This is a genomic window from Ensifer sp. LBL (assembly GCF_050435225.1).
GTDB lineage: Bacteria > Pseudomonadota > Alphaproteobacteria > Rhizobiales > Rhizobiaceae > Ensifer.
This window is the reverse complement of record NZ_JBNDJY010000010.1, coordinates 1-23,609: the sequence shown is the minus strand read 5'-3', so window position 1 is coordinate 23,609 and position 23,609 is coordinate 1. Positions and strand designations below refer to the sequence as shown.

The following is a 23,609-nucleotide window of genomic DNA, read 5'->3' as shown; positions in this document are numbered from 1 at the left end:
TGCCGGTCGCACGGTCGTGTTTAAGCGGTTGCCATTGCACATCAAGTTGCGGTACACAATATTGTCTACAATTTTGTAGTCAATATCTAACTGCAGCGGATGGAATTGACTTTGAGCGCCGCACGGCGAGAGTAAGCGAACGGCTAAGGGAGATTTCATGTATAACGCGGACGAAGTCGCCGGTGCTCCGACGGCGATCATTTGCGAGAAGATCTGGCTTGCGATTGCAGAGCGTCGGCTACGGCCGGGAACGCGATTGAAAGAAGAGCAACTTGCCGAAATATTCTCCGTCAGCAGGGCGCGCATCCGCCAGGCACTGACCGCGCTCGAGCGCGATGGCCTTGTGACGATCATGCCGAACCGTGGCGCCTTCGTCTCCGAGCCTTCGGTGGACGAGGCACGCGATGTCTTCGTTGCCCGCAGGGCGATCGAGCAGCGCGTCGTCGAGCGGCTTTGCGAGCGCGCCAATCCCAAGGATATCGTCCGCTTGCGCGCCCATATCGAAGAGGAGCGCATTGCCGGCCGGTCCGGCAATCTCTCTGATATCGTTCGGCTTTCCGGCGGTTTCCACCTGTTGCTTGCGGAGCTTTCGGGTTCTGCCTTCCTCTTCGGCATCCTGCGAGACCTCGTGTCCCGGACATCCCTGATCACAGCGATGTACCGGTCGAACCACCTGCACAATTGCGGGCCGGACGAGCACCTGGCCGTGGTCGAGTTCATCGCTTCTCGCGATGTGGCGAGCGCGATCAAGGAGATGGCCGAGCACCTGAACCACGTGGAAGCGGAACTGGATCTGGACGAGGAGAAGGACCAGCCCCGCGATCTTCGCACCGCATTGCTTTGATGCGGCGCGCGCGACCTATTGCACCGCACTTTAGAGGAGGCGGTGCCTGCCAGCAGACTGAAGGAAGATATGACCAACCGTAGTTACTATGCGCCGCATGGCGGCAACCCGCCCCAAACCCAACTGCTTTCGGATCGCGCGGTCTTCACCGAAGCCTATGCGGTGATTCCGAAGGGGACGATGATGGACATCGTCACCAGCTATCTGCCGTTCTGGGACAAGACCCGGCTGTGGATACTGTCCCGGCCGCTCTCCGGTTTTGCTGAAACATTTTCACAATATATCATGGAAATCGCTCCGGGCGGCGGTAGTGTCAAGCCGGAACTCGACGAGGGCGCCGAAGGCGCGATCTTCGTCGTCGAGGGCGAATTGACCATCACGCTCGACGGCAAGGCGCACAAGATGCAGCCGGGCGGTTTCGCCTTCATCCCGCCGGCGAGCAACTGGACCGTTCGCAACGGAAGCGAAGCGACGGTTCGTTTCCACTGGGTGCGCAAGGCTTACGAATATGTCGATGGCCTGCCCGTGCCGGAAGCCTTCTTCACCAACGAGGCGGATATTACCCCGTCGCCAATGCCCGGCACCGAAGGCAAGTGGGCAACGACCCGCTTCGTCGATCCGACCGACTTGCGCCACGACATGCACATGACCATCGTCACCTTCGAGCCCGGCGCGATCATTCCCTTTGCCGAGACGCACGTCATGGAGCACGGCCTCTATGTGCTCGAAGGCAAGGCGGTCTACCGGCTCAATCAGGATTGGGTCGAGGTTGAGGCCGGCGACTATATGTGGCTGCGCGCCTTCTGCCCGCAGGCTTGCTATGCCGGCGGCCCGGGCAAGTTCCGTTACCTGCTCTACAAGGACGTGAACCGCCACATGAAGCTGCGCTCGCGTTAAGCGAGCCCACGCTCGGACAGACAAAACCGCGCGTTCCAGGGAACGCGCGGTTTTTCTTTGCAATCAGATGACTATGGCGTCGCCCGCATCCCTTTGTTCGACGGAAGGCGCTTCCGCCTGTTCAGTCCACCAGTTGCGGATCTGCCGGCTGCAGGCTGCGTGGCTGGAGACGCCTGAGCGTGTTGCCGGTCGGGTTCTTGTCGAGGTGCAGCACGCGGGTAAAGAAGTCGCTGCCGCGCTCGGTGCGTCCGATGTTGACGATGGCCACGCCCTGAAGCTCGTCGTCCATGAATTTCAGGACGCGCTGGTAGGCATCATCTTCGAGCGTGTCGAGTGCTTCGTCGATGATCAGCCAGCGGGGCTTGTGCAGGCTGAGCCTAGCGATGGCCAGAAGCCGCTGCTCCGCCTCACTGAGGTTCATCTGCTTTCGCGCATCCTGTTCGAGCCGGCCGCTGAGCCGCCCAAGGCCGACCTTGGAGAGAACGGCGGCAAGTTCGCCCTTGCTGTAGGTATCGGGCGGGCTTGGATAGGCGAGCACTTCTCCAAGCGTGCCGGGCGGGAAATAGGGGGATTTCGGCACGAAGGCGAGGCCGTCGTCCACAGGCAGCGCGATGCGGCCGTGCCCCCAGGGCCAGAGCCCGGCGATTGCGCGGAAGAACGGCGCCTTTTCCACCTCGGGAGCGCCGGTGACGAGCACACGCTCGCCCGGATCGATGGTGACGCTCGGCTCGCGAAGCTTGATGCATCCGGTCGGCGAGACGATCTCGATGTTGTCGAAGCTCATCTGCGGCGTATCGGAGGTTTTGAAGTCGATGCGCTTGTCGCCCTCATGCCGTTCGTCGGTCATCAGGAGCGCGGAGCGGAAGGCGGCGACGCGCAGCAGCGTGGCGCGCCAGTCGGCGATCGCGCCGATATTGTCGACGAACCAGCGCAGCGACGCATGCACCTGGTTGAAGGCGCCGACGGCCATCATCAGCCCACCGAAGCTGAGGTCGCCGGCGAAATAGACCGGCGCGGCGATGACGATCGGCGCAACGACGGTGATCCAGCCATAGCCGCCGGTCACCCAGGTGAGCCGCGTTACCGCGCGCAGCAGGCCGTAGCTGATCTCGAGCACCGAGGCGAGATCGCGCTGCAGCCGCTTTTTCTCGTTGGCTTCGCCCGACGAAAGCGACACGGCCTCGATATGCTCGTTGACCCGCATCAGCGAGAAACGCAGCGCCGCCTCCCGGGCATAATGTTCGCCATTCAGCGCCACCAGAGGCCTGCCGACGAGCCAGCTCAGCCAGGAGGCCGTCCCCGCATAGAGAATTGCGGCCCAGACCATGTAGCCGGGGATGGCGAAGGAATAGCTCGCGACATGGAAGACGAAACCGTCCGATAGCGACCACAGCACGCCGATGAAGCTCACCAGCAGGATGCCGGACTGGAAGAGACCGATCGAAAGTCCGGCCGAGAGGTCGGTCAGGTGGCGCGCATCCTCATGGATGCGCTGGTCCGGGTTGATGCCGATGGCGCCGGCATTCGCCAGCCGGAACGCCCGGGTCGGGCGCATCCATTCGGTAATCAGGTCCTGGGTCAGGCCTTCCCGCAGGCGCAGCTTGATGACCTGGCCGAGCCAGGTTTGCAGAACGTTGAGGACGAGAAGGACGCCGGCGATCTGGGCGAAGACGACGAGTTGATGGAGAAAGGCCGGAAGGTCGCGTCGCTCGAGCGTGTCGTAGAACGGCTTGTACCATCGGTTGAGGATGATCTGACCAAAGGCTGTCACAACGATGACAACGATGATGCTTATGCTCAGCCAGATGATCTTGTTGCGCAGTGGCGAGGCCATGAAGGCCCGATGCATCATCCGCAATTGATCACCGAGGGATTGTTCGTCGCTAGGCTCTATCCGGCCACTAACTTCGCCGTTCGTCCGGTTCGACATCGGTGCGAATCTCTCCTTCCCGGTCTCCTCAATGAGAATATAGCCTGCCTTACCCTCTCTCCCTAGCGCGGATTGTCTGCGCCCACATGTAACCGCGGTCACTGCGCGCCCGGCAAAGCCCGATATGCTTCAAAATCCCTGCCTTCGCGGCACTGAGAAAGTTGATTTGTAACCGCGTGCAGAGAGTTCATAGTTTTGTGAACGAGGTCGAAAACGGCACTGAGGGAGGAACCTGCATGTCGGCGCATCTCGATCAAATCCGCGACCAACAAAGAGAGACCTGGGACCGCTTCTCCGCCGGCTGGAAGAAGTGGGACGCACTTGTGCTCGGCTGGCTTGCCCCCTTCGGCGAAGCGATGATCCGGCAGGCGGCGATCAAGGACGGCGATCAGGTGCTGGACGTTGCCGCCGGTACCGGCGAGCCGGGTCTGACGGTGGCCGCGTCGATCCCGAAGGGTCGCGTGACCGTTACCGATCTTTCCGATCGCATGCTGCAGGTGGCGACGGAAAATGCCTGGCATCGCGGTCTGACGAATTTTGAAACGAGGGTCTGCGATGCCGGGGCGTTGCCGTTTGCGTACGCGACATTCGACGCCGTCCTCTGCCGCTTCGGCTTCATGTTCTTTCCCGATGTTGCCGCGGCTGCCCAGCAGTTGACGCGGGTCGCAAAGCCCGGGTCGCGTGTTTGCGCCGCCGTCTGGGGCGCACCGGAAAAGAACGCCTGGGCTACGACGATCATGGCGACGATTGCCCGCCACGTCGACATGCCGAAACCACCCGCCGGCGCGCCCGGCCTGTTTCGTTGCGCGCCCGAGGGCCTCATGAAGGCCGTCTTCGAGGATGCAGGCCTGCGGGATGTCCGCCAGGAGGAGGTGACCACCACGATGGTCCACGAGACCCCGGAGGACTACTGGGCCTTCATGACCGAGATCGCCGCACCCGTCGTCGCCGGACTGGCGCAGGCGGACGACGAGACCCGCAGGCGCATCCGCAGCGAGGTTCTCGATCTGGCGAGCCAGGCGATGCGGGCGGGCAAGGTGGAACTGCGCTCGACGGCAACGATCATCGCCGGCACGCGACCATAAAAGAAGGGAACGACGGGAGGGGAGGTTTCCATGGACAAGCGGTCGGCAGCGTCCAGCGGGGTGGAGGAAACGCTCGACCCGAAAGACTGGGCTGAATTGCGGGCTCTGTCGCATCGCATCGTCGACGATGCGATCGACTATCTGAGCGGGGTCAGGGACCGGCCGGTGTGGCGCAACATGCCCGATACGGTACGCGAGAGCTTTTCGGCCCCGCTCCCCAGAGCGCCAAGGCCGCTTGACGAGATCTATGCGTCGGTTGCGAAAAACGTGCTCGGCTATCCCATGGGCAACATCCACCCGCGCTTCTGGGCCTGGTACATGGGATCGGGCAATTTCACCGGTGCGCTGGGCGAGTTTCTGGCAGCCGTTCAGGGATCGAACGTCGGCGGCGGCAATCATGCCGCCGCGCTCATGGACCAGCAGGTCGTCAACTGGTGCAAGGAAATGCTGGGGTTTCCCGCGTCGGCCAGCGGCAGCCTCGTCAGCGGCGGTTCCGTCGCCAACATTGTCGGCCTGACGGTCGCCCGCAACGTCAAGGCCGGCGTCGATGTGCGCGCGCATGGCATCGGCGATCGCTCACTTTGCTTTTACGGTTCCGACCAGATCCACAGTTGCCATCGCAAGGCGGTGGAACTGCTTGGCCTCGGCGACCAGGCCTTGAGGCGCATCGCGACCGATGCGGAATTGCGCATCGATATCGTCGCCTTGCGCCGCGCGATCGAGCAGGATCGCGTGGCCGGCCGACTGCCCATCTGCATCATCGCCAATGCCGGAACGGTGAATACCGGCGCCATCGATGACATCCAGGCTCTGGCGGATCTCGCCGCAGAGTCTGGCCTCTGGCTCCACGTCGACGGCTGTATCGGCGCTCTGCTACGGATCGCGCCCGAGAATGCCTGGCGCGTGGCCGGCATCGAAAGGGGCGACTCGATCGCGCTCGATCCGCACAAGTGGCTGCATGCGCCCTTCGAGGCGGGCTGCGTTCTCGTTCGTGATGCGGCCGCGCACCGCGGCACCTTCGCCGTTACGCCGGAATATCTGGAATCCACCGTGCGCGGCCTCGCCTCGGCGCCCTGGCTCTATGACTATGGCCTGCAGACGTCGCGTGGTTTTCGTGCCCTGAAAATCTGGATGTCGCTGATGGAGCACGGCATCGAGAAGTTTGGCCGCCTCGTCGACCAGAACGTTGCTCAAGGCCATTATCTGAGCAGCCTCATCGAGGCCGAGCCGCGGCTCGAGCTGGTGGCGCCGACCAACATCAACATCGTCTGCTTTCGCTTCCGATCGGAGGATATGCCGGCCGAAGGATTGAAGGCGTTGAACACGGAAATCATGCTCCGGCTCCAGGACGAAGGCACCGCCGTCATCTCCGACACCACGGTGCACGGGGAACATTGCCTGCGCGTGGCGATCAACAACCATCGGACGCGACGGGAGGATCTGGAGCTCTTCGTGCAGGAAGTCGTCAGGCTCGGACGGGAGATTGCCCCTGGCGGCGGCATCGGCTGACGCGTAGTCATGCATGCTGCAAGTGTCACCGCGTTGCGGCTGGCTCCTGCGCGGGCGCAATTTGTGGCGACGACGTGGCTTGAAGCAGTCGCACCATCTCGGCGATCGCGGCCTCCCGCTGCGGATCCTTGCCGGCCGCATAGGCAAGCGGCAACGCCACTTGTACGTCCGGCGCAATGCCAACCCCCTCAAGTCGCAGCTCGTCGCCGATGACCGCATCCGAAACCGCGACTTCCAGGAGACTGTCGTCCGGCAGGACATAGGCTCGGCCGGCAAGGAGGGCACCGGCCGTCCTCTCGCCGACGAGCGGGATCGCATGCTGTCGCAGCGTGTAGGCGAAGAGCTCGAGGCCGCTGCGGGTTCCCCTGTCGATCAGCGCGACAACTGGCTTTTGCCAACGGAAATTCGCAAGCGTGGCCTCTCCCCGACGCGGTATCAGCCGGAACGTCGGCGTGCCGCCGACCAGGAACTCGGCTGCGTCCGCCGGGCCGCCGCCCCAGCGGCCGCGCAGATCGACGACGAGCCCGTCCGCATCCTTCAAGCGGCCGCTCGAAAGCGCCTCGGCCACGAGATCGAGCCCGTCTCGCGTGGAAAGGGTCCAGAGCCGCACATAGCCGATCTTCCGGCCGCCGGTCTCGACCAATGCGATGCTCTCTTCGATCGCGCGCTCGAACATCGGGAGTGGCCGCAAACTCTCCACCGGAACCTGCAGCAACAATGGCTCCGCATCGCGGTGGCGGCGGAGCCGGATTTCGACCGATCGGCCGACCTTGCCTTCGAAGGACCCGATCTCCCGATAAGCCTGCTCGTCGACCGACAGGATCTCGTCGCCGACGAGCAGACCTGCGTTCTTCGCAGCCGACCCGTCATAGACATCGCTGACGAAGCGCTGACCGTTCTCAACCGTCGTCACCATACCGATGCCGGGATAGCGCGCGGCGCCATCCGGCGGAAAGAGACGCCGCATATCGTCACGGATGGCAAAGCGGAAAATGTCGGCGAGTTCGAAATAGTCGATCGTGTCGGTCTTGAAGCGCCCGGTGTGCGAAACCTTGAGACTTGCAAGGACGGACGTGATCGCCGAATCGACGCGCGAAGCCGGGCTCGTCCTCGATAGTGCCGTCACGGGATTCGCAATTTCAGCCTCCGCTGCGGCATTGAAGCGGTCGAGCGCCTCGCCGTCATAGAAGTTCGCATTCACCAGTTCGATCACCCGGTCGAATGTCGGCTCGCCTGAGCGCGGCAGCTCAGCGGCCCATGCCGCAGCGGCCATCGATAGGACGAGGCTGGCGATCAACGCTTTGCAACTTGGTCTCGCGCGCATGTGGGTGCTCCGGTTTCGTGCCGGCGATTATCGACAAAAGTGCGCGCAGCTGCCGGCAAAATCGCGTGATCACGCCGTGATGCCGCGCCTCGGTGCCCCGATCTGGCGAACCCGCTGCGGCCAAACCTTTCAGGTTCGTGTCAGGTTAGGGTGGCTTGTGTGGTGCATCAATCGCTCCGGGGACAGAGGCGATTGCCCTCACCTTTGGTGTGCTCCGGAAAAGAAAGGAAAATGCGAATGGTTGGCAAGGCCCCGCATCTACACGTGCACGACAACAGCCACCGCCGGGATGAGGTTTTCGCGGCACCGGACCAGAATGTCGGCGACTTCGCCTTCAATGCCACCGTGGCTGCCGTCTTCGACGACATGGTCAGCCGCTCGGTTCCCTATTACGGCGAAATCCAGCGGATGGTTTGCGAGCTCGCCAGCGACTTTGCCGAAGCCGACACCAACCTCTACGACATCGGCTGCTCGACGGCGACGACGCTGCTCGGGCTTGACGCTATGGTCGATCCTGCCGTGCGCTTCGTCGGCATCGACAACGCGCCGGACATGATCGAGAAGGCGAAGGAAAAGATCGCCCAGACAAACTCCAACCGGGCGATCGACCTCAGGGGAGGCGACCTGCACCAGGGCATCGAGATCCACAATGCCAGCGCCGTCCTGATGCTTCTGACCCTGCAGTTCGTGCGCCCCCTCTATCGCGAGCGGGTCATGCGCTCGATCTATGACGGCCTTAACGAGCGCGGCGCTCTGCTGCTCGTCGAAAAGCTGACCAGCGAGGACTCGACGTTCAATCGCCTGTTCATCGAGCACTACTACGACTACAAGCGCCGTAACGGCTATTCCGAGATCGAGATCGCCAAGAAGCGCGAGGCGCTTGAAAACGTCCTCATTCCCTACCGCCTGGAGGAAAATTTCCAGCTTCTGAAGGAGGTTGGCTTCCGCAGCGTCGAAGTGTTTTTCCGCTGGTACAATTTCTGCGGCATTATCGCGATCAAGTAGGACGGACAGACCATGATCGCGATCGGCAATTTTCTCTTCCGCTTCCGCAACCAGTTGTTCCCCGCGATCATCGTGGTGTTGTTCCTGCTGATGCCGCCGCCGGCATTGGTGTTGGACAATCCGCTGCTGACGCTGGCCAAAGACACGGTCGCGATTCTCGTCATCCTGGCCGGCCTGGCACTGCGCGCGACGGTCGTCGGCTACAAGTACATCCAGCGTGGCGGCCTGAAAAAGAAGGTCTACGCCAAGGACCTGGTGACCGAGGGCATGTTCGGCGTTTGTCGAAACCCGCTCTATGTCGGCAATATGTTGCTCTACTCCGGCGTCTTTCTGCTGCACGGCAACCCGCTGCTCATCGTGGTCGGTATCGGGCTCTTTGCCTTCATGTATCAATGCATCGTTTATGCGGAGGAGGCCTTCCTGCTTCGCACCTTCGGTGACGCCTATCGCGACTATTGCCGCGATGTGCCGCGCTGGATGCTGCGCCTCTCCAACTTCAGCCAGTCGACGGAAGGCATGACGTTCAACATCAGGCGCGTCGTCGGCAAGGACTATTCGACCGTCTCGGCGGCCATGATCGCAGTGCTCGCGACGGAGATGTACAAGTTCGCGACCTACGAGTCGTCTAGCCAAAATGCCGGCGTGCTGGCTGTTCTCGGCGGCGCGATGGCGCTGGTCGGGATCGCGACGGCTGTCATCAGCTACAAGAAGCGGCGCGGGGCCTTTCGCGATCCCGTCGCCTCCTGAAACCCTCGCTCTTTTGCGCCTCGAGGGCCGCGGCCGAGACGGGCCGCCGCCGCCGCATTTCGCCGCTTGGCGCTCAAGGACTTGACGCCCATCCCCGATCGACCCTAGGCAAGGACGAACAAGTGTCCGGTGATATCTTGAGAGTCCTACTAGTCGAAGACGATCAGGTTCTGGGGGAGGCGCTGCGCGACCATGTCGCCGCGGCCGGCCACGCGGTGGACTGGTTCAAGCGCGTCCTCGATGCGGTGGCCGCGACCGACACGGTAACCTACGGACTGATCCTGCTCGATCTCAGGCTGCCCGACGGCGATGGACTGATGCTTCTGCGTTCGCTGCGCGCACGTGGCGACCGCACGCCGGTGATCATCCTGACGGCGCATGACCAGATATCCGACCGGATCGAGGGGCTCAACAGCGGCGCGGACGACTATCTGGTCAAGCCTTTCGACCTCAATGAACTGACGGCCCGCATGCTGGCCGTTTCCAGGCGCTACACCGGCAACGCCGCGCCGACGGTCAAGCTGCCCGGTATCGAGATCGACCAGGTTCACCGCAAGATCGCCGTCAACGGCGACAGCCAGAACCTGAGCGCCCGCGAATGGGCCGTGCTGGACAAGCTGGTCGCACATCCCGGCGCGCTCGTGTCCAAGGCGCAGCTGCACGATGCGCTTTACGCCTTTGGCGCCGAGATCGAAAGCAATACGGTCGAGGTCTATATCAGCCGCCTGCGCAAGAAGATCGGGCCCGATCGGATCGAGACCGTGCGCGGCCTCGGCTACTGCCTCAGGTGATCGCATGTCCGACAAGAGGAGCATGACCCGCAGACTGGCGATTGCCCTTACCGGCATCGTTGCCCTCTTCTGGTTCGTTGCGCTCGGACTTGGCGTCTACGTGATGCAGGACGAGTTCACCGAAATCTTCGACAGCGGCGTGCAGGAAACGGCCGAGCGATTGCTGCAGATCGTCGCCGACGACGTTGCCAGGGACGCGGCGGACGGCGCGCCAAAAGCCTCCGTCGTGGCACCGGCGCTCAACGCGCAATATCTCACCTATCAGGTGCGCGACCGCGATGGCCGCGTCCTGTTTGACGACGGCGCGCCGGAGCCCTTTGCCGTTCCCCTTGCGACCGGCTTCTCGCAGACCGCCACCCATCGGATCTACACGGCCGGCACCACCGACGGGTCGCTCTACGTGCAGGTTGCCGATGCGATGGAGCATCGGACAGAGGCGCTCATGGAAGGCGGGACGGCGCTGCTTCTGCCGTTGCTCGTCCTGATACCGGGCAGCATCCTTGCGATCGTCTTCGTCGTCCGCAGCACGCTGTCACCCGTCTCGCAGCTGCGCGACGATATCCTGACCAAGGACAGCGGCAACCTGGCGCCGATCGACGAGGCGACGCTGCCACGTGAATTGCGCGCGATCGCCCGTTCCGTGAACCTGCTTTTGGCGCGGCTGAAGGCAGGCCTGGAGGCGGAGCGGGAGTTCACATCGAACAGCGCCCATGAACTGCGGACCCCGATTGCCGGCGCGCTCGCGCAAACCCAGAGGCTGGCGCGCGAAGTGCCGCCGGAGTACCAGCCGAGAACCGCCCAGATCGAACGGGCGCTGGTGCATCTGAGCCGGCTTGCCGAGAAGCTGCTGCAGATGTCGCGCGCCGAAGCGGAGATTGCCATTTCGGACGAACAGCACGATCTGCTGCCGGTCTTGATGGTGGTGATGCAGGACCTGGAGCGCTCGGCGCTCGGCGCCAACCGCCTGAATGTTCAGGTCGCCAAGGGCACCGTGCTCGAACGCCCGATCCGGGTGGACGCCTTTGCCATCGTTTTGCGCAATCTTCTCGAAAATGCGCTGATCCACAGCCCGCCGGGCAGCCGCGTCGATCTCCATGTCGACCCGATGGGTATCCGCGTCACCAACGAAAGCGCTGTCGTCGCCGCCGACGTTCGCGCCAACCTGACCAAACGCTTCGTTCGGGGCCCGACCGAGGCCTCCGGTTCCGGGCTAGGCCTTGCCATCGTTGAGCGGCTGGTCGAGCAGATGCAGGGCGAATTGCGGATCGCTTCGCCGGCGCGGGGCAGAACGCAGGGTTTTGAGGTGGAAGTCCGACTTTGAGGGACCGCCGGTGAACCCGGCGGTGTCTGAGCCAAGTGTTTCGTGGCTATCGATGACGGCGACGCGGTGGAAGGACGAGCAGCCGGGGCGCCTGGAACGGCACCCCGGTTGCCTCTAGACCTTACTGCTGGTCGAGCGCCCGGGTCAGGCTCAGCGCGGCGATCGTGCAGATTGCACCCGAAATCAGGTAGCCGCCGATGAAGATGATGCCGAAGCTGCTGGCAAGGCCGAGCGCCACGAGCGGCGCGAAGGCCGCACCGACGAGCCAGGCGAGATCCGAAGTCAGAGCGGCACCCGTGTAGCGGTAGTACTGGGTGAAGCGCGAGGAGACGGCGCCGGAGGACTGTCCGAAGGAAAGGCCGAGGATGGCGAAGCCGATCAGGATGTAGGCGTCCTGGCCCTTGCCGCCGGCATCGAGCAGGAAGGGAGCCGAGAAGCTGAAGATCGCGATCAGGATCGCACCGATCATCAGCTGGTTGCGGCGGCCGACCCGGTCGGCAATCACGCCCGAAAGGACGATGCTGATGGCACCGACGACAGCACCGGCGACCTGAACCCACAGGAACTCTGCGGCCGACTGGCCACCGTTGAGCGTCACCCAGCTCAAGGGGAAGATGGTGACGAGGTGGAACATCGCAAAGCTTGCGAGCGGCACGAAGGCACCGAGCACGACGTCGATGCTGTGCTTGCTCAGCATCTCGAAGATCGGCCGCGCCTCGAGCTCCTTGGCTTCCATGGCGGCGCCGAACTCCTTGCTGGCGACGATGCGAAGGCGGGCAAAGAGCGCCACGACGTTGATCGCAAAGGCGACGAAGAAGGGATAGCGCCAGCCCCAGGCGAGGAAATCTTCCTGCGAAAGGTTGCTGACGAAGTAGCCGAAGAGGATGCTCGCAAGCGCAAAGCCGATCGGCGCGCCGAGCTGCGGGATCATCGCGTACCAGCCACGGTGATTCTGCGGCGCATTGAGGTTCAGCAGCGATGCAAGGCCATCCCAGGCGCCGCCAAGCGCAAAGCCCTGTCCGAGCCGGAACAATGCCAGGAGCGCTACGGCCCAATACCCAATGGTGTCATAGCCGGGCAGGAAGGCGATCGACGCCGTCGAGCCACCGAGAATGACGAGTGCGATCGTCAGCTTCGTGCCGCGCCCGTAGTTGCGGTCGACCCACATGAAGACGAAGGAACCGACCGGGCGGGCGAGGAAGGCAAGCGGGAACAGCGCGAAGGACATCAGCGTCGCGGTGACCGCATTGGGCGCGAACGGGAAGATCAGCTTCGGGAAAACGAGGATCGAGCCGAGGCCGTAGACGAAGAAGTCGAAGAACTCCGAGGTTCGCCCAATGACCACGCCGATTGCGATGCTGCCGGGGGACAGAGGCTTGTCGTCCTCGTGAATGCGGCGTGCGTCCCGTTCGAGACCAGACGATGTTGGGTTAGCGACCGAAACCATGAATTTCTCCGACGAACGAACGTCTTGTCGTTAGAGTGTTGACCAATTGGCGTCTGATATCAAGAATGCCATGCACGTACATGCGCACATGCCTCATTCGAGTTCGTGCCTAACGTTCGCTGGAACCGCCGGCATCGAACCGACAATAAGCCTTTGCGCCCGTACAAACGCGCATAGAGCGATACGGTCCTCACTGCACTGCGGCAAAATGTTGCGCTGCGACGATGGACCTCACTTCCATGCGCGATCATGCCCGAGTAATGCCGACTAGACAAAACGCAAGTTGAGGCCGCAATGCCGAAGCCATACAGTTTAGCCGGACGATCGATGATTGCCGTCCTGTTGCTCTCCGTTCTCTCGGGATGCAACATGGTGGTGATGTCGCCTTCCGGTGACATCGCCGCACAACAGCGGGATCTGATCGTTATTTCGACGGTCCTGATGCTGTTGATCATCATTCCCGTCCTCTTCCTGACGCTGTTCTTTGCCTGGCGCTATCGCCAGTCGAACACGGCCGCCAAGTATGATCCGGAATGGCACCATTCCACCGGCCTCGAAGTCATCATCTGGTCGGCGCCGCTCGCCATCATCATCGCGCTCGGCGCGATCACCTGGGTCAGCACCCACAAGCTCGACCCCTATCGACCGCTCGATCGGATCGATGCGGCGCGCCCGGTGACCGAAGAGATGAAGCCGATCACGGTTGAAGTCGTCGCGCTCGACTGGAAATGGCTGTTCTTCTATCCGGAATACGGCATCGCCACGGTCAACGAGATGGCGGCGCCGGTCGACGTGCCGATCAATTTCAAGATCACCGCCTCCTCGGTGATGAATTCGTTCTATGTTCCCGCGCTCGCCGGCATGATCTATGCCATGCCCGGCATGCAGACCAAGCTGCACGCCGTCATCAACAAGCCAGGCGAATACGAGGGCCTTTCGTCCAACTACAGCGGCGACGGCTTCTCGCACATGCGCTTCAAGTTCCACGGTGTGGACCAAGCCGGCTTTGACGCCTGGGTTGCCCGGGTCAAGCAGAACGGCACGATGCTCAATCGGGACGCCTACCTGAAGCTCGAAAAGCCGAGCGTGAAGGAGCCGGTGCGCTACTACGCTTCCGTCGATGACGGCCTCTATGAAGCCGTTCTCAACATGTGCGTGCGCGAAGGCCAGATGTGCATGAAGGATATGATGCACATCGACATGATGGGCGGAGCCGGCGTCGAAAGCCATGAGAACCGGGCCAAGCTCGAGCACGACAACCGCCATGTCGGCGGTGTGACCGAAGCGGCCGCACCGGCTGCGACCTTCCCCGAAACCGGCAATCCCGCCAAGAGCGAGGAACCGGCCGAGGGCGTCAAGGAAGAGCAGCCTGCACCATCGGCAGAGCCGATGAACCACGACATGCACAAGACGCAGTAGGACTTTCGCGCGCTCGCAGGCTTCGATCCAGCGAGCGCCAAGGCCTTTTGGGCCGCAATTCGAGACATATTGGAAGACCCATGTTTGGTGACACCAGCCTCACGCAATTCATCTTCGGGCGGCTTACCTGGGAAGCGATACCCTATCACGAGCCGATCCTTGTCGTGACCTTCGCGGCCGTGGCCGTCGGTGGCCTGGCGATCGTTGCGCTGATCACGAAGTACAAGCTCTGGGGCTATCTCTGGCACGAGTGGTTTACATCGGTCGATCACAAGAAGATCGGCATCATGTACATCATCCTGGCGATCGTCATGCTTCTGCGCGGCTTTGCCGACGCGATCATGATGCGCCTGCAGCAAGCGATCGCCTTCAACGGCAACGAGGGCTACCTCAACCCGCACCACTACGACCAGATCTTCACGGCGCACGGCGTGATCATGATCTTCTTCGTGGCGATGCCCTTCGTCACCGGTTTCATGAACTATGTCGTGCCGCTGCAGATCGGCGCGCGTGACGTTTCGTTCCCCTTCCTCAACAATTTCTCGTTCTGGATGACGACGGGTGGCGCGGTCATCATCATGATGTCGCTGTTCGTCGGTGAATTCGCGCGCACCGGCTGGCTCGCCTATCCGCCGCTCTCGGGCGCGGACTACAGTCCCGGCGTCGGTGTCGACTATTACATCTGGGGCTTGCAGGTCGCGGGTGTCGGCACGACGCTATCAGGCATCAACTTGATTGCGACCATCGTGAAGATGCGCGCTCCGGGCATGACCTTCATGAAGATGCCGGTCTTCACCTGGACCTCGCTCTGCACCAACATCCTGATCGTCGCGACCTTCCCGATCCTGACGGCAACGCTGGCGCTCTTGTCGCTCGACCGCTACCTCGGCTTCAACTTCTTCACCAATGACCTTGGTGGTAATCCGATGATGTACGTCAACCTCATCTGGATCTGGGGCCACCCGGAAGTCTACATCCTGATCCTGCCGGCCTTCGGCATCTTCTCCGAGGTCGTCGCCACCTTCTGCGGCAAGCGTCTGTTCGGCTACACCTCAATGGTCTACGCCACCTGCGTGATCATGATCCTGTCCTACCTCGTGTGGCTGCATCACTTCTTCACGATGGGTTCGGGTGCCTCGGTCAACGCCTTCTTCGGCATCACCACGATGATCATCTCAATCCCGACGGGCGCGAAGATGTTCAACTGGCTCTTCACCATGTATCGCGGGCGCATCCGCTACGAACTGCCGATGCTGTGGACGATCGGTTTCATGGTCACCTTCGTGATCGGCGGCATGACTGGTGTCATGCTGGCCATTCCCCCGGCGGACTTCGTGCTGCACAACTCGCTGTTCCTGATTGCCCACTTCCACAATGTCATCATCGGCGGCGTGCTGTTCGGATTGATGGCCGGCGTCGTCTACTGGTGGCCGAAGGCCTTCGGCTACAAGCTCGATTATTTCTGGGGCGCGATGAGCTTCTGGTTCTGGCAGATCGGCTTCTTCTTCGCCTTCATGCCGCTTTATGTGCTCGGCCTGATGGGCGTTACCCGTCGCGTCAGCCAGTTCGAAGACCCGTCGCTGCAGATCTGGTTCATCATCGCCGCCTTCGGTGCGATCCTGATCGCCATTGGCATCGCGTCCTTCATCATCCAGCTTGTCGTCAGCTATCTGCGCCGCGACCAGCTGCGCGAAACCTCGGGTGACGCCTGGGATGGCCGCACGCTCGAATGGTCGACCTCGTCGCCGCCGCCGGACTACAACTTCGCCTTCACGCCCGTCGTGCATGACCACGACAGCTGGTACGACATGAAGAGCCGCGGTTACGAGCGCCCGCTCGAAGGCTTCAAGCCGATCCACATGCCGAAGAACACCGGCACGGGCGTCATTCTCTCCGGCCTCAGCGTCGTGCTCGCCTTCGCGTTGATCTGGTACATCTGGTGGCTGGCGGCGGTATCCTTCGTCGCTCTGATCGCCGTCTCCATCGGTCACACCTTCAACTACAACCGTGATTTCTTCATTCCCGCGGAAACCGTCGCGGCGACCGAAGACGCACGCTCGAAGCTGCTTGCGGAACGGATCTGAAACGATGAGCCAAACCCAAGTCCAAGAAACAGAAAAGCCGCAGTTCTACCTGAAGGAAGATCATCACCCGGAGCACAGCACCATGCTGGGCTTCTGGCTCTACCTGATGAGCGACTGCCTGATCTTCGCCGTTCTCTTCGCCACGCACGGCGTGGTTGGCCGCAACTATGCGGCAGGTCCGGCGCCGGCCGACCTGTTCGACCTCAACCTCATCGCCATCAACACGGCGATGCTCTTGTTCTCGTCGATCACCTACGGCTTTGCCATGCTCCAGATGGAGCGCAACGCCAAGATGGAGACGCTGTTCTGGCTCGGCGTCACCGGCGTGTTCGGCGCGATCTTCCTCGCGCTCGAGCTCTATGAGTTCTACCACCTGATCCACGAGGGTGCCGGTCCGACGCGTTCGGCCTTCCTGTCCTCGTTCTTCACGCTGGTAGGCACCCACGGTCTGCACGTCACCTTCGGCATCATCTGGCTGATCACGCTCATGGTGCAGGTCAAGAAACATGGATTGAATCCGGAAAACCGCCGTCGCCTGATGTGCCTCTCCATGTTCTGGCACTTCCTCGACGTCATCTGGATCGGCGTCTTCTCCTTCGTCTATCTGTTGGGAGTACTCGGATGAGTTCGCAGCATCCTGGCCACGAAAGCGCGTTCGAGCCTCACCACGCGCACAGCCATCCGGGCGACGCCGCCGGGCATGGTTCGCTCAAGAGCTACATGACTGGCTTCATCCTGTCGGTGATCCTGACGGCCATCCCGTTCTGGCTGGTCATGGGCGGCGTGCTCGACAGCAAGCTGCTGACGGCCGTGCTCGTCATGGGCATCGGCGTCGTGCAGATCGTCGTGCACGTTATCTACTTCCTGCACATGAACGCCCGTTCGGAAGGCGGCTGGACGCTGATGGCGCTGATCTTCACGATCATCATCGTCGGCATCGCGCTCGCCGGTTCGCTCTGGGTCATGCATCACCTCAATACGAACATGATGCCGATGACCCACGAGATGATGAAGAACATGCCCTGATCAGGGGCGGGCGGACGCGAACATGACCGGCGGCCACGACGTGAAAGAGGAGGGTGCGAAAGCGTCCTCCCGAGCCCGCTTCCGTCTGACGGGCGCGCTCCTGTTTCTCGCCGTCGTCTTCGTCGCGCTCGGGACCTGGCAGATCCAGCGGCTCTTCTGGAAACTGGACCTGATCGCTCGCGTCGATGCGCGCGTGCATGCGGCAGCAGTGCCGGCCCCGGCGCGGCCGGATTGGGACAGCATCACCCGGGAAAAGGACGAATATCTTCGCGTCACGGCGACGGGCACTTTCGACAATGACAAATCGGTGCTGGTGCAGGCCGTAACCGAGCGGGGTGCCGGATTCTGGCTGCTGACGCCGTTGCACCGCGAAGACGGCACGATGGTTCTCGTCAACCGCGGCTTCGTGCCTGCCGACCGGCGCGATCGGGCTGCGCGCGCGGAAGGCGAAGCACTAGGGTTGACCGGGGTTACCGGGCTTTTGCGCATCAGCGAACCGGGCGGCGCCTTTCTTCGATCCAACGATCCCGCAGGCGATCGCTGGTTTTCCCGCGATGTCGCGGCAATCGCGACGGCAAAAGGGCTGACGGATGTCGCCCCCTATTTCATCGATGCCGACGCGACGCAAAACCCTGGCGGCCTGCCGATCGGCGGTCTGACCGTCGTCAGCTTCCGCAACAGCCATCTGGTCTACGCGCTGACCTGGTATGCGCTTGCGGCGATGAGCCTGGCCGGCAGCTACCTCGTCATTCGAAGCCGGAAGAAACCGAGCGCGGAATAACGATTCTCTTCAAGACGCTGGCCGCCATTTTCGTTCACTCCTCCTGGGGTTGCCGGCATTGGGGTCGCCACTCGGGACGGGCGAAATGCAGCCGTCATCGGCGTCGAAAAGTGTGATCGATAAGCCACATGGCAACGGCCGACCGCATTTCCTCCGGCAATGGTGAGTTGTGCGATTGACTCGGCACCTTCCGCTTTATTAGCTGTCCCGACTGGGAGATGGGGCTAATTTTCCCGGCATATATTGGGGGTATTTATGGGGCTGCGGTGCGGAAGCGTCGCGGGCGGGAAAATTTTTTCGTCTGCATTCCAGCGTTTTTATTTCAGGACATTTTTCGCGGCGATTGGCATCCTTCTGGCGTCGGCCATTGGCGCCTCGGCGCAGGTAGTGACCATTTCGGCGAACCCGGCGACCTTCAATGCGGCTGGCGACACGATCAATTTCAGCTATGTGCTGAACCCCGGATCCTACAATATTCTCAGCATCGCGCCTGCGACCACTGCGAACAAGGGCGTCGTCGTTTCATGCCCGGCAATCCCGGGCGGCGGCACGACGTCCTCCGTGACGTGCACAGGCTCCTATCAGGTCGATTCCCTCGATGCGATGTCCGGCCAGTTTTCCGACTGGGTCACGTTCACCGGCACGCGGACCGGCGGCAACTACACCGCCAACAGCAACAACATCGTCGTCAAGGCTGCCTCCGGAGGGCCAGTCGTCGTCGATGTCGTATCCTCGCCACGTCCGTCGCTGCCGGGCGAACAGGTGTCGGTGACGGCAACCGTATCGTCGATGGGCTGTAATGCGGGACAATCGCCGCCCGGAAACGTGACGATCACGATCGGATCGCAGTCAACGACCCTTGGCCTGACGCCGACCGGGCCTGTCAGCACGGCCTCGTCTGCGACTTTCCAGACATCGTCTCTGCCGCTCGGCCAACACGCCGTCTCCGCCAGCTACGGTGGCGGCAGCGGCTGCAGCACCGGCACAGCGACCGGCGCCACCCATTGGGTCGACACCAAGCCGACAGTCACGATCAACCAGGCGTCCTCGCAATCCGATCCCAGCGCCAGGACGTCGATCGCTTTCGATGTGGTGTTCAACAAATCCGTTACCGGCTTTACCGCCGGCGACGTCCAGATTTCCGGCACTGCCGGCGCAACGACGGCAAGCGTCTCGGGTTCGGGCGCCAACTACACCGTTTCGGTCAACGGGATGACGCAGGCCGGCACAGTCGTGGTGTCCATCCCCGCCGGCAAGGCTACGAGCGTGGCCGGCTTTACCAACGACGCATCCACCAGCACCGACAATTCGGTCGGTTACGCACCGATCGCGATCTCGACGACGACGCTGCCAAACCCGGTCTACAACCAGGCTTACGGCGCGCAAACGCTGAGTGCCACCGGGGGATCGGGCACATTGAGTTATGCGCGGACCGCGGGGGCGCTGCCCGCTGGCATATCGCTGTCCAGCAGCGGCGTCGTTTCCGGCACGCCAACTCAAAGCGGTCCGTTCAATTTTACGGTGACAGCAACCGATCCCGAAGGCTCGACCGCCTCGCGCGCATTCTCCGTCACCATCGCCGCCCCGACAATCGTCGTCTCGCCAACGACGCTTCCCGATCCGACGGCTGGCACCGCCTATTCACAAACACTTATGGCGTCAGGCGGCGCAAGCCCTTACACATTCGCCGTCACGCAGAATGCCTTGCCCGCCGGAATGACGCTGGCGACCAACGGGGTCCTGTCGGGCACGGCAACGACCGGCGGCGCCGTGACCTTTACCGTGACGGCAACGGACGCCTATGGCGCGACCGGCAGCCAGGTCTTCACCGTCGACGTTGCGCCGACGGTCCCCGACGCGCCGACCATTGGCGCGGCCGTGGAGGGCGACGGCTATGCGGATGTGGAGTTCACCGCTCCCTCATCGAACGGCGGCGCGACGATCACGGGCTATACCGTGACGTCGAACCCCGGGGGCATGACGGCCACGGATACGACGAGCCCGATCAGGGTGACTGGCCTGACCAACGGCACGAGCTATACGTTCACCGTGACCGCCACCAACAGCGTCGGGACAAGCACCGCATCGGCCGCCTCCAATGCGGTTACGCCGCGATCCGCACAGACGATCACGTTCGCCAATCCGGGTACGCAGGCGTTCGGCACGTCGCCGACATTGACGGCGACGGCAAGCTCCAGCCTGGCTGTTGCCTTCACCTCGTCGACTGCCGGCGTGTGCACGGTCACGCCCGAGGGCGATCTGACCTTCCACCAGGCCGGTGGTTGCACCATCGCGGCGGACCAGGCGGGCGACGGGACATACCTGGCTGCACCGACGGTCTCGCAGACGTTTACAGTCGATGCCGTCGTGCCCGGCGCACCGACGATCGGAACGGCAACCGCCGACGTCTCTTCGGCCTCCGTCGCCTTCACCGCGCCGGCAAGCACGGGTGGCGCGACGATTTCCAGCTATACCGTGACGTCGAACCCGGGCGGTTTTATCGGAACGGGGTCGTCGAGCCCGGTCGTGGTGACGGGTCTCAGCAATGGCACCAGCTATACATTTACGGTGACGGCAACCAACACCGCCGGCACGGGACCGGCGTCTGCGGCCTCGAACTCAGCTACGCCGCGGGCACCCCAGACGATCACCTTCGCCAATCCGGGTGCGCAGTCCTTCGCCACCACGCCGACACTGACGGCATCGTCGGACGCGAGTTTGCCCGTTGCCTTCACATCCTCGACCGCGGCCGTGTGCACGATCACCCCGGGTGGCAGGCTGACCTTCCACAGCGCAGGGACCTGCGCGATTGCTGCGGACCAGGGCGGCGATGGCACCTATCTGGCTGCGGCGACGGTCACCCAGAGCTTTACCGTCAATGCGGTTGTTCCGGACGCCCCGACGGTGGCCACGGCGACGGCTGGCGATGGCGAAGTGTCCGTCACCTTTACCGCGTCGGTCAGCGCCGGCGGCGCCGCGATCACCGGTTACACCGTCACATCCAATCCGGGTGGTTTTGTCGGAACGGGCGCGGCGAGCCCGATCACGGTCGGCAGCCTCAGCAACGGCACGAGTTACACCTTCACGGTAACGGCAACCAACAGTGCCGGCACGGGACCAGCTTCCAGCGCGTCGAACGCGGTGACGCCCAAGGCGCCGCAGACGATCACATTCTCCAATCCCGGCCCGCAAGACTATGCAACGCCGGTGACGCTTTCGGCGAGCGCCAGTTCCTCTCTGCCGGTGACGTTCCAGTCGCTGACGGCGCCCGTCTGCGTCGTCACGTCAACCGGCGATGTCACATTCCGCAATGGCGGCACCTGCACCATCGAGGTCTCGCAGGCCGGTGACACCGCTTACCTGGCCGCGTCCAATGTCAGCCAGTCCTTCCTCGTCTCCGCGCCGATCTTCGCTTTCACGCCGGCGGCTGGCGGCTTGCCGATCGCAACCGTGGCAACGGCCTATAGCCAGAGCTTCTCGGCCAATGGCGGCACGGCGCCCTACAGTTACGCCGTGGCAAGCGGCGCGCTTCCGGCCGGACTTTCGCTCGACGCGGCCGGTACGCTGTCGGGCACGCCGACTGCGGACGGCAGCTTCACCTTCACGGTTCAGGCGACCGATACCCATGGCGCGACCGCAACCAGCGGCAGCTATAGTCTGACGGTTCGCATCCAGGCGCCGATCGCCAGCGCCACGACGACAACCGTTGCCGCCAACTCGTCGGCCAACGTGATTTCGCCCAATCTTACGGGCGGGGCGGCCGCTTCGGTCGCCATCGTAGCGGCCCCATCGCATGGCACGGCCACGGTGGCTGGAAACACGTTCAGCTACACGCCGGCGGCTGGCTTCTCAGGCGCTGACAGCTTCACCTATACGGCAACCAATACGACCGGCACATCCGCCACGGCGACGGTCACGGTGACGGTGTCGCCGCCGACATTCGCCTTCACGCCGGCTGCGGGTGCGCTTGCTGGTGCAACGGTTGCCGATGCCTATGATCTGACGATCACCGCTGCCAACGGAACCGCTCCCTACACCTATGCGGTGACCGGCGGCGCACTTCCGGCGGGGTTGACGCTCGCAGCCGACGGCCGCCTGTCCGGAACGCCGACCGCCGATGGACCGGCAACGTTCACGGTGACGGCGACCGACGCCAACAATGCGACGGGCGCGGCAACGTATAGTCTCGCGGTCGCCGTAGAGGCGCCATCGGCGGGCCCGGTCGGCGCCACTGTCGCTGCGAACTCCAGCGCAAATGCCATCGGCCTCAATCTGACGGGCGGGGCGGCGACGTCGGTTGCGATCGCCACGGCGCCAGCGCATGGCATGGCCACGGTGACGGGGACAACGATCCTCTACACACCGGCGGCCGGCTATTCGGGGGCGGACAGCTTCACCTACACGGCAACGAATGCGACCAGCACGTCGGCGCCGGCCACGGTTTCGGTTACGGTTTCGCCTCCGGTGTTGGTGTTGACGCCGGCAGGCGGGGCGCTTGCCAACGGCGTTCCCGGTGTTTCCTACAGCCAGAGCATTGCCGCCAGCGCCGGCATGGCGCCGTACAGCTACGTCGTCACGTCGGGTGCTCTGCCCGGTGGCTTGACGCTGGATGGATCAAGCGGGGCGATTTCGGGACGGCCGGCAGCCGACGGCGATTTCAGCTTCACCGTGACGGCGACCGATGCCAATGGTGCGACAGGGCAGGCGAGCTATCGGATCGCCGTGGCATCCGCCAGCTTCGTCTTCACCCCAGCGCCCGGCAATCTTGCCGACGCGATGGTCGGCGAGGCCTATTCGCAACGCATCTCGGCCACCGGTGGCACCGGCGCGCTGGTCTATGGCCTGAAGAGCGGCGCCCTGCCGAAGGGCATGGTGCTGAACATCTCGAACGGCGAACTGACCGGACCGGTTGCCGCCGATGCGGTGCCCGACAGCTACAGCTTCACCATTGGCGTGACCGACAGCCGTGGCGCCAGCGGTTCGGCCGCCTATACGCTGAAACTGAACGCTCGTGCGGTGACGGCGCCCAATGTCGTCGTCGAGGTTCCGGCCGGTTCGGCGCCGAAGGATGTCTATCTGAACGGTGGCGCCACCGGCGGTCCGTTCACCGACGCAGCGGTTGCTTCGGTCTCGCCACCCTTTGCCGGCACGGCCGAGATCATCGAGGGCGAGCTTGCCGCCGCCGGCAGCTTCACGCCGGTCGGCTTCTATCTGAAGTTCACGCCGAATCCGTCCTATTCCGGTTCGGCGGTGGTCAGCTACACCTTGAGAAGCGCGCTCGGCGCGTCCAATCTCGGCCGGGTGACCTACAGAATAGCGCTCGACCGTGTCGCAGCCGGCGAGGAGATCGACGGGCTGGTGCGCGATTTCGTGCGCAACCGCCAGAGCCTGTTGTCGTC

17 protein-coding genes are annotated in these 23,609 nt (G+C 63.0%); 14 read left to right on the top strand and 3 right to left on the bottom strand.

The window, feature by feature from the left end; genetic code table 11:
* Nucleotides 1–157 precede the first annotated feature (157 nt).
* Both OKW20_RS29650 and OKW20_RS29645 read left to right on the top strand, forming a co-directional pair.
* Nucleotides 158–844, top strand: coding sequence for a GntR family transcriptional regulator (locus tag OKW20_RS29650; RefSeq protein ID WP_052201955.1), 687 nt, complete (start codon nucleotides 158–160; stop codon nucleotides 842–844).
* A gap of 69 nt (nucleotides 845–913) precedes the next feature.
* On the top strand, nucleotides 914–1,741 hold the full coding sequence (locus tag OKW20_RS29645; protein ID WP_429178025.1) for a bifunctional allantoicase/(S)-ureidoglycine aminohydrolase: 828 nt from the start codon (nucleotides 914–916) through the stop codon (nucleotides 1,739–1,741).
* Between the two features lie 121 nt (nucleotides 1,742–1,862).
* Here the strand turns inward: OKW20_RS29645 and OKW20_RS29640 are convergent, their stop codons facing one another.
* Entirely contained in the window at nucleotides 1,863–3,671 is a 1,809-nt protein-coding gene (locus tag OKW20_RS29640) for an ABC transporter ATP-binding protein/permease (protein WP_429117436.1), read from the bottom strand.
* 236 nt (nucleotides 3,672–3,907) lie between these two features.
* Here OKW20_RS29640 and OKW20_RS29635 point away from each other — a divergent pair, with 236 nt between their 5' ends.
* The gene (locus OKW20_RS29635) at nucleotides 3,908–4,756 is read left to right on the top strand and encodes a class I SAM-dependent methyltransferase (protein WP_429178023.1); all 849 of its coding nucleotides are present in this window, start codon (nucleotides 3,908–3,910) and stop codon (nucleotides 4,754–4,756) included.
* Nucleotides 4,757–4,786: 30 nt separating this feature from the next.
* Nucleotides 4,787–6,265: a pyridoxal phosphate-dependent decarboxylase family protein gene (locus OKW20_RS29630; RefSeq protein ID WP_429178021.1), complete on the top strand. Its 1,479-nt coding sequence runs from the start codon at nucleotides 4,787–4,789 to the stop codon at nucleotides 6,263–6,265.
* Between the two features lie 25 nt (nucleotides 6,266–6,290).
* Here OKW20_RS29630 and OKW20_RS29625 read toward each other — a convergent pair whose 3' ends face one another.
* Nucleotides 6,291–7,589 carry a S41 family peptidase gene (locus tag OKW20_RS29625; protein WP_429178019.1) on the bottom strand — a complete coding sequence of 433 codons (1,299 nt, stop codon included), beginning with the start codon at nucleotides 7,587–7,589 and terminating at the stop codon, nucleotides 6,291–6,293.
* 237 nt (nucleotides 7,590–7,826) lie between these two features.
* Between OKW20_RS29625 and cmoA the strand changes: the two genes are divergently transcribed.
* The 4 genes from cmoA (at nucleotide 7,827) to OKW20_RS29605 (ending at nucleotide 11,453) form a co-directional block, all read left to right on the top strand.
* Nucleotides 7,827–8,594 carry a carboxy-S-adenosyl-L-methionine synthase CmoA gene (gene cmoA, locus OKW20_RS29620; RefSeq protein ID WP_429178017.1) on the top strand — a complete coding sequence of 256 codons (768 nt, stop codon included), beginning with the start codon at nucleotides 7,827–7,829 and terminating at the stop codon, nucleotides 8,592–8,594.
* Between the two features lie 12 nt (nucleotides 8,595–8,606).
* A complete protein-coding gene (locus OKW20_RS29615; RefSeq protein ID WP_429178015.1) occupies nucleotides 8,607–9,341 on the top strand; it encodes a methyltransferase family protein in 735 nt (244 codons plus the stop codon).
* Nucleotides 9,342–9,478: 137 nt separating this feature from the next.
* Nucleotides 9,479–10,132, top strand: a complete 654-nt coding sequence (locus tag OKW20_RS29610) for a response regulator transcription factor (RefSeq protein ID WP_429178178.1) — start codon at nucleotides 9,479–9,481, stop codon at nucleotides 10,130–10,132.
* A gap of 4 nt (nucleotides 10,133–10,136) precedes the next feature.
* The gene (locus OKW20_RS29605; RefSeq protein ID WP_429178013.1) at nucleotides 10,137–11,453 is read left to right on the top strand and encodes a sensor histidine kinase; all 1,317 of its coding nucleotides are present in this window, start codon (nucleotides 10,137–10,139) and stop codon (nucleotides 11,451–11,453) included.
* A 121-nt stretch (nucleotides 11,454–11,574) separates the two neighbouring features.
* Here OKW20_RS29605 and OKW20_RS29600 read toward each other — a convergent pair whose 3' ends face one another.
* Nucleotides 11,575–12,900: an MFS transporter gene (locus tag OKW20_RS29600; RefSeq protein ID WP_429178011.1), complete on the bottom strand. Its 1,326-nt coding sequence runs from the start codon at nucleotides 12,898–12,900 to the stop codon at nucleotides 11,575–11,577.
* Between the two features lie 327 nt (nucleotides 12,901–13,227).
* Between OKW20_RS29600 and cyoA the strand changes: the two genes are divergently transcribed.
* The 6 genes from cyoA to OKW20_RS29570 all read left to right on the top strand — a co-directional run.
* The gene (gene cyoA / locus OKW20_RS29595) at nucleotides 13,228–14,319 is read left to right on the top strand and encodes a ubiquinol oxidase subunit II (RefSeq protein ID WP_156134191.1); all 1,092 of its coding nucleotides are present in this window, start codon (nucleotides 13,228–13,230) and stop codon (nucleotides 14,317–14,319) included.
* 80 nt (nucleotides 14,320–14,399) lie between these two features.
* The gene (gene cyoB, locus OKW20_RS29590) at nucleotides 14,400–16,403 is read left to right on the top strand and encodes a cytochrome o ubiquinol oxidase subunit I (protein ID WP_043621268.1); all 2,004 of its coding nucleotides are present in this window, start codon (nucleotides 14,400–14,402) and stop codon (nucleotides 16,401–16,403) included.
* Between the two features lie 4 nt (nucleotides 16,404–16,407).
* A complete protein-coding gene (cyoC, locus tag OKW20_RS29585) occupies nucleotides 16,408–17,028 on the top strand; it encodes a cytochrome o ubiquinol oxidase subunit III (RefSeq protein WP_192449924.1) in 621 nt (206 codons plus the stop codon).
* The gene (cyoD, locus tag OKW20_RS29580) at nucleotides 17,025–17,429 is read left to right on the top strand and encodes a cytochrome o ubiquinol oxidase subunit IV (RefSeq protein ID WP_043621262.1); all 405 of its coding nucleotides are present in this window, start codon (nucleotides 17,025–17,027) and stop codon (nucleotides 17,427–17,429) included. The genes cyoC and cyoD overlap by 4 nt, the downstream gene beginning before the upstream one ends.
* Before the next feature lie 22 nt (nucleotides 17,430–17,451).
* Entirely contained in the window at nucleotides 17,452–18,210 is a 759-nt protein-coding gene (locus OKW20_RS29575) for an SURF1 family protein (protein ID WP_429178007.1), read from the top strand.
* A gap of 387 nt (nucleotides 18,211–18,597) precedes the next feature.
* On the top strand, nucleotides 18,598–23,609 hold a 5,012-nt coding region (locus OKW20_RS29570), incomplete at its 3' end, for a beta strand repeat-containing protein (RefSeq protein ID WP_429178005.1).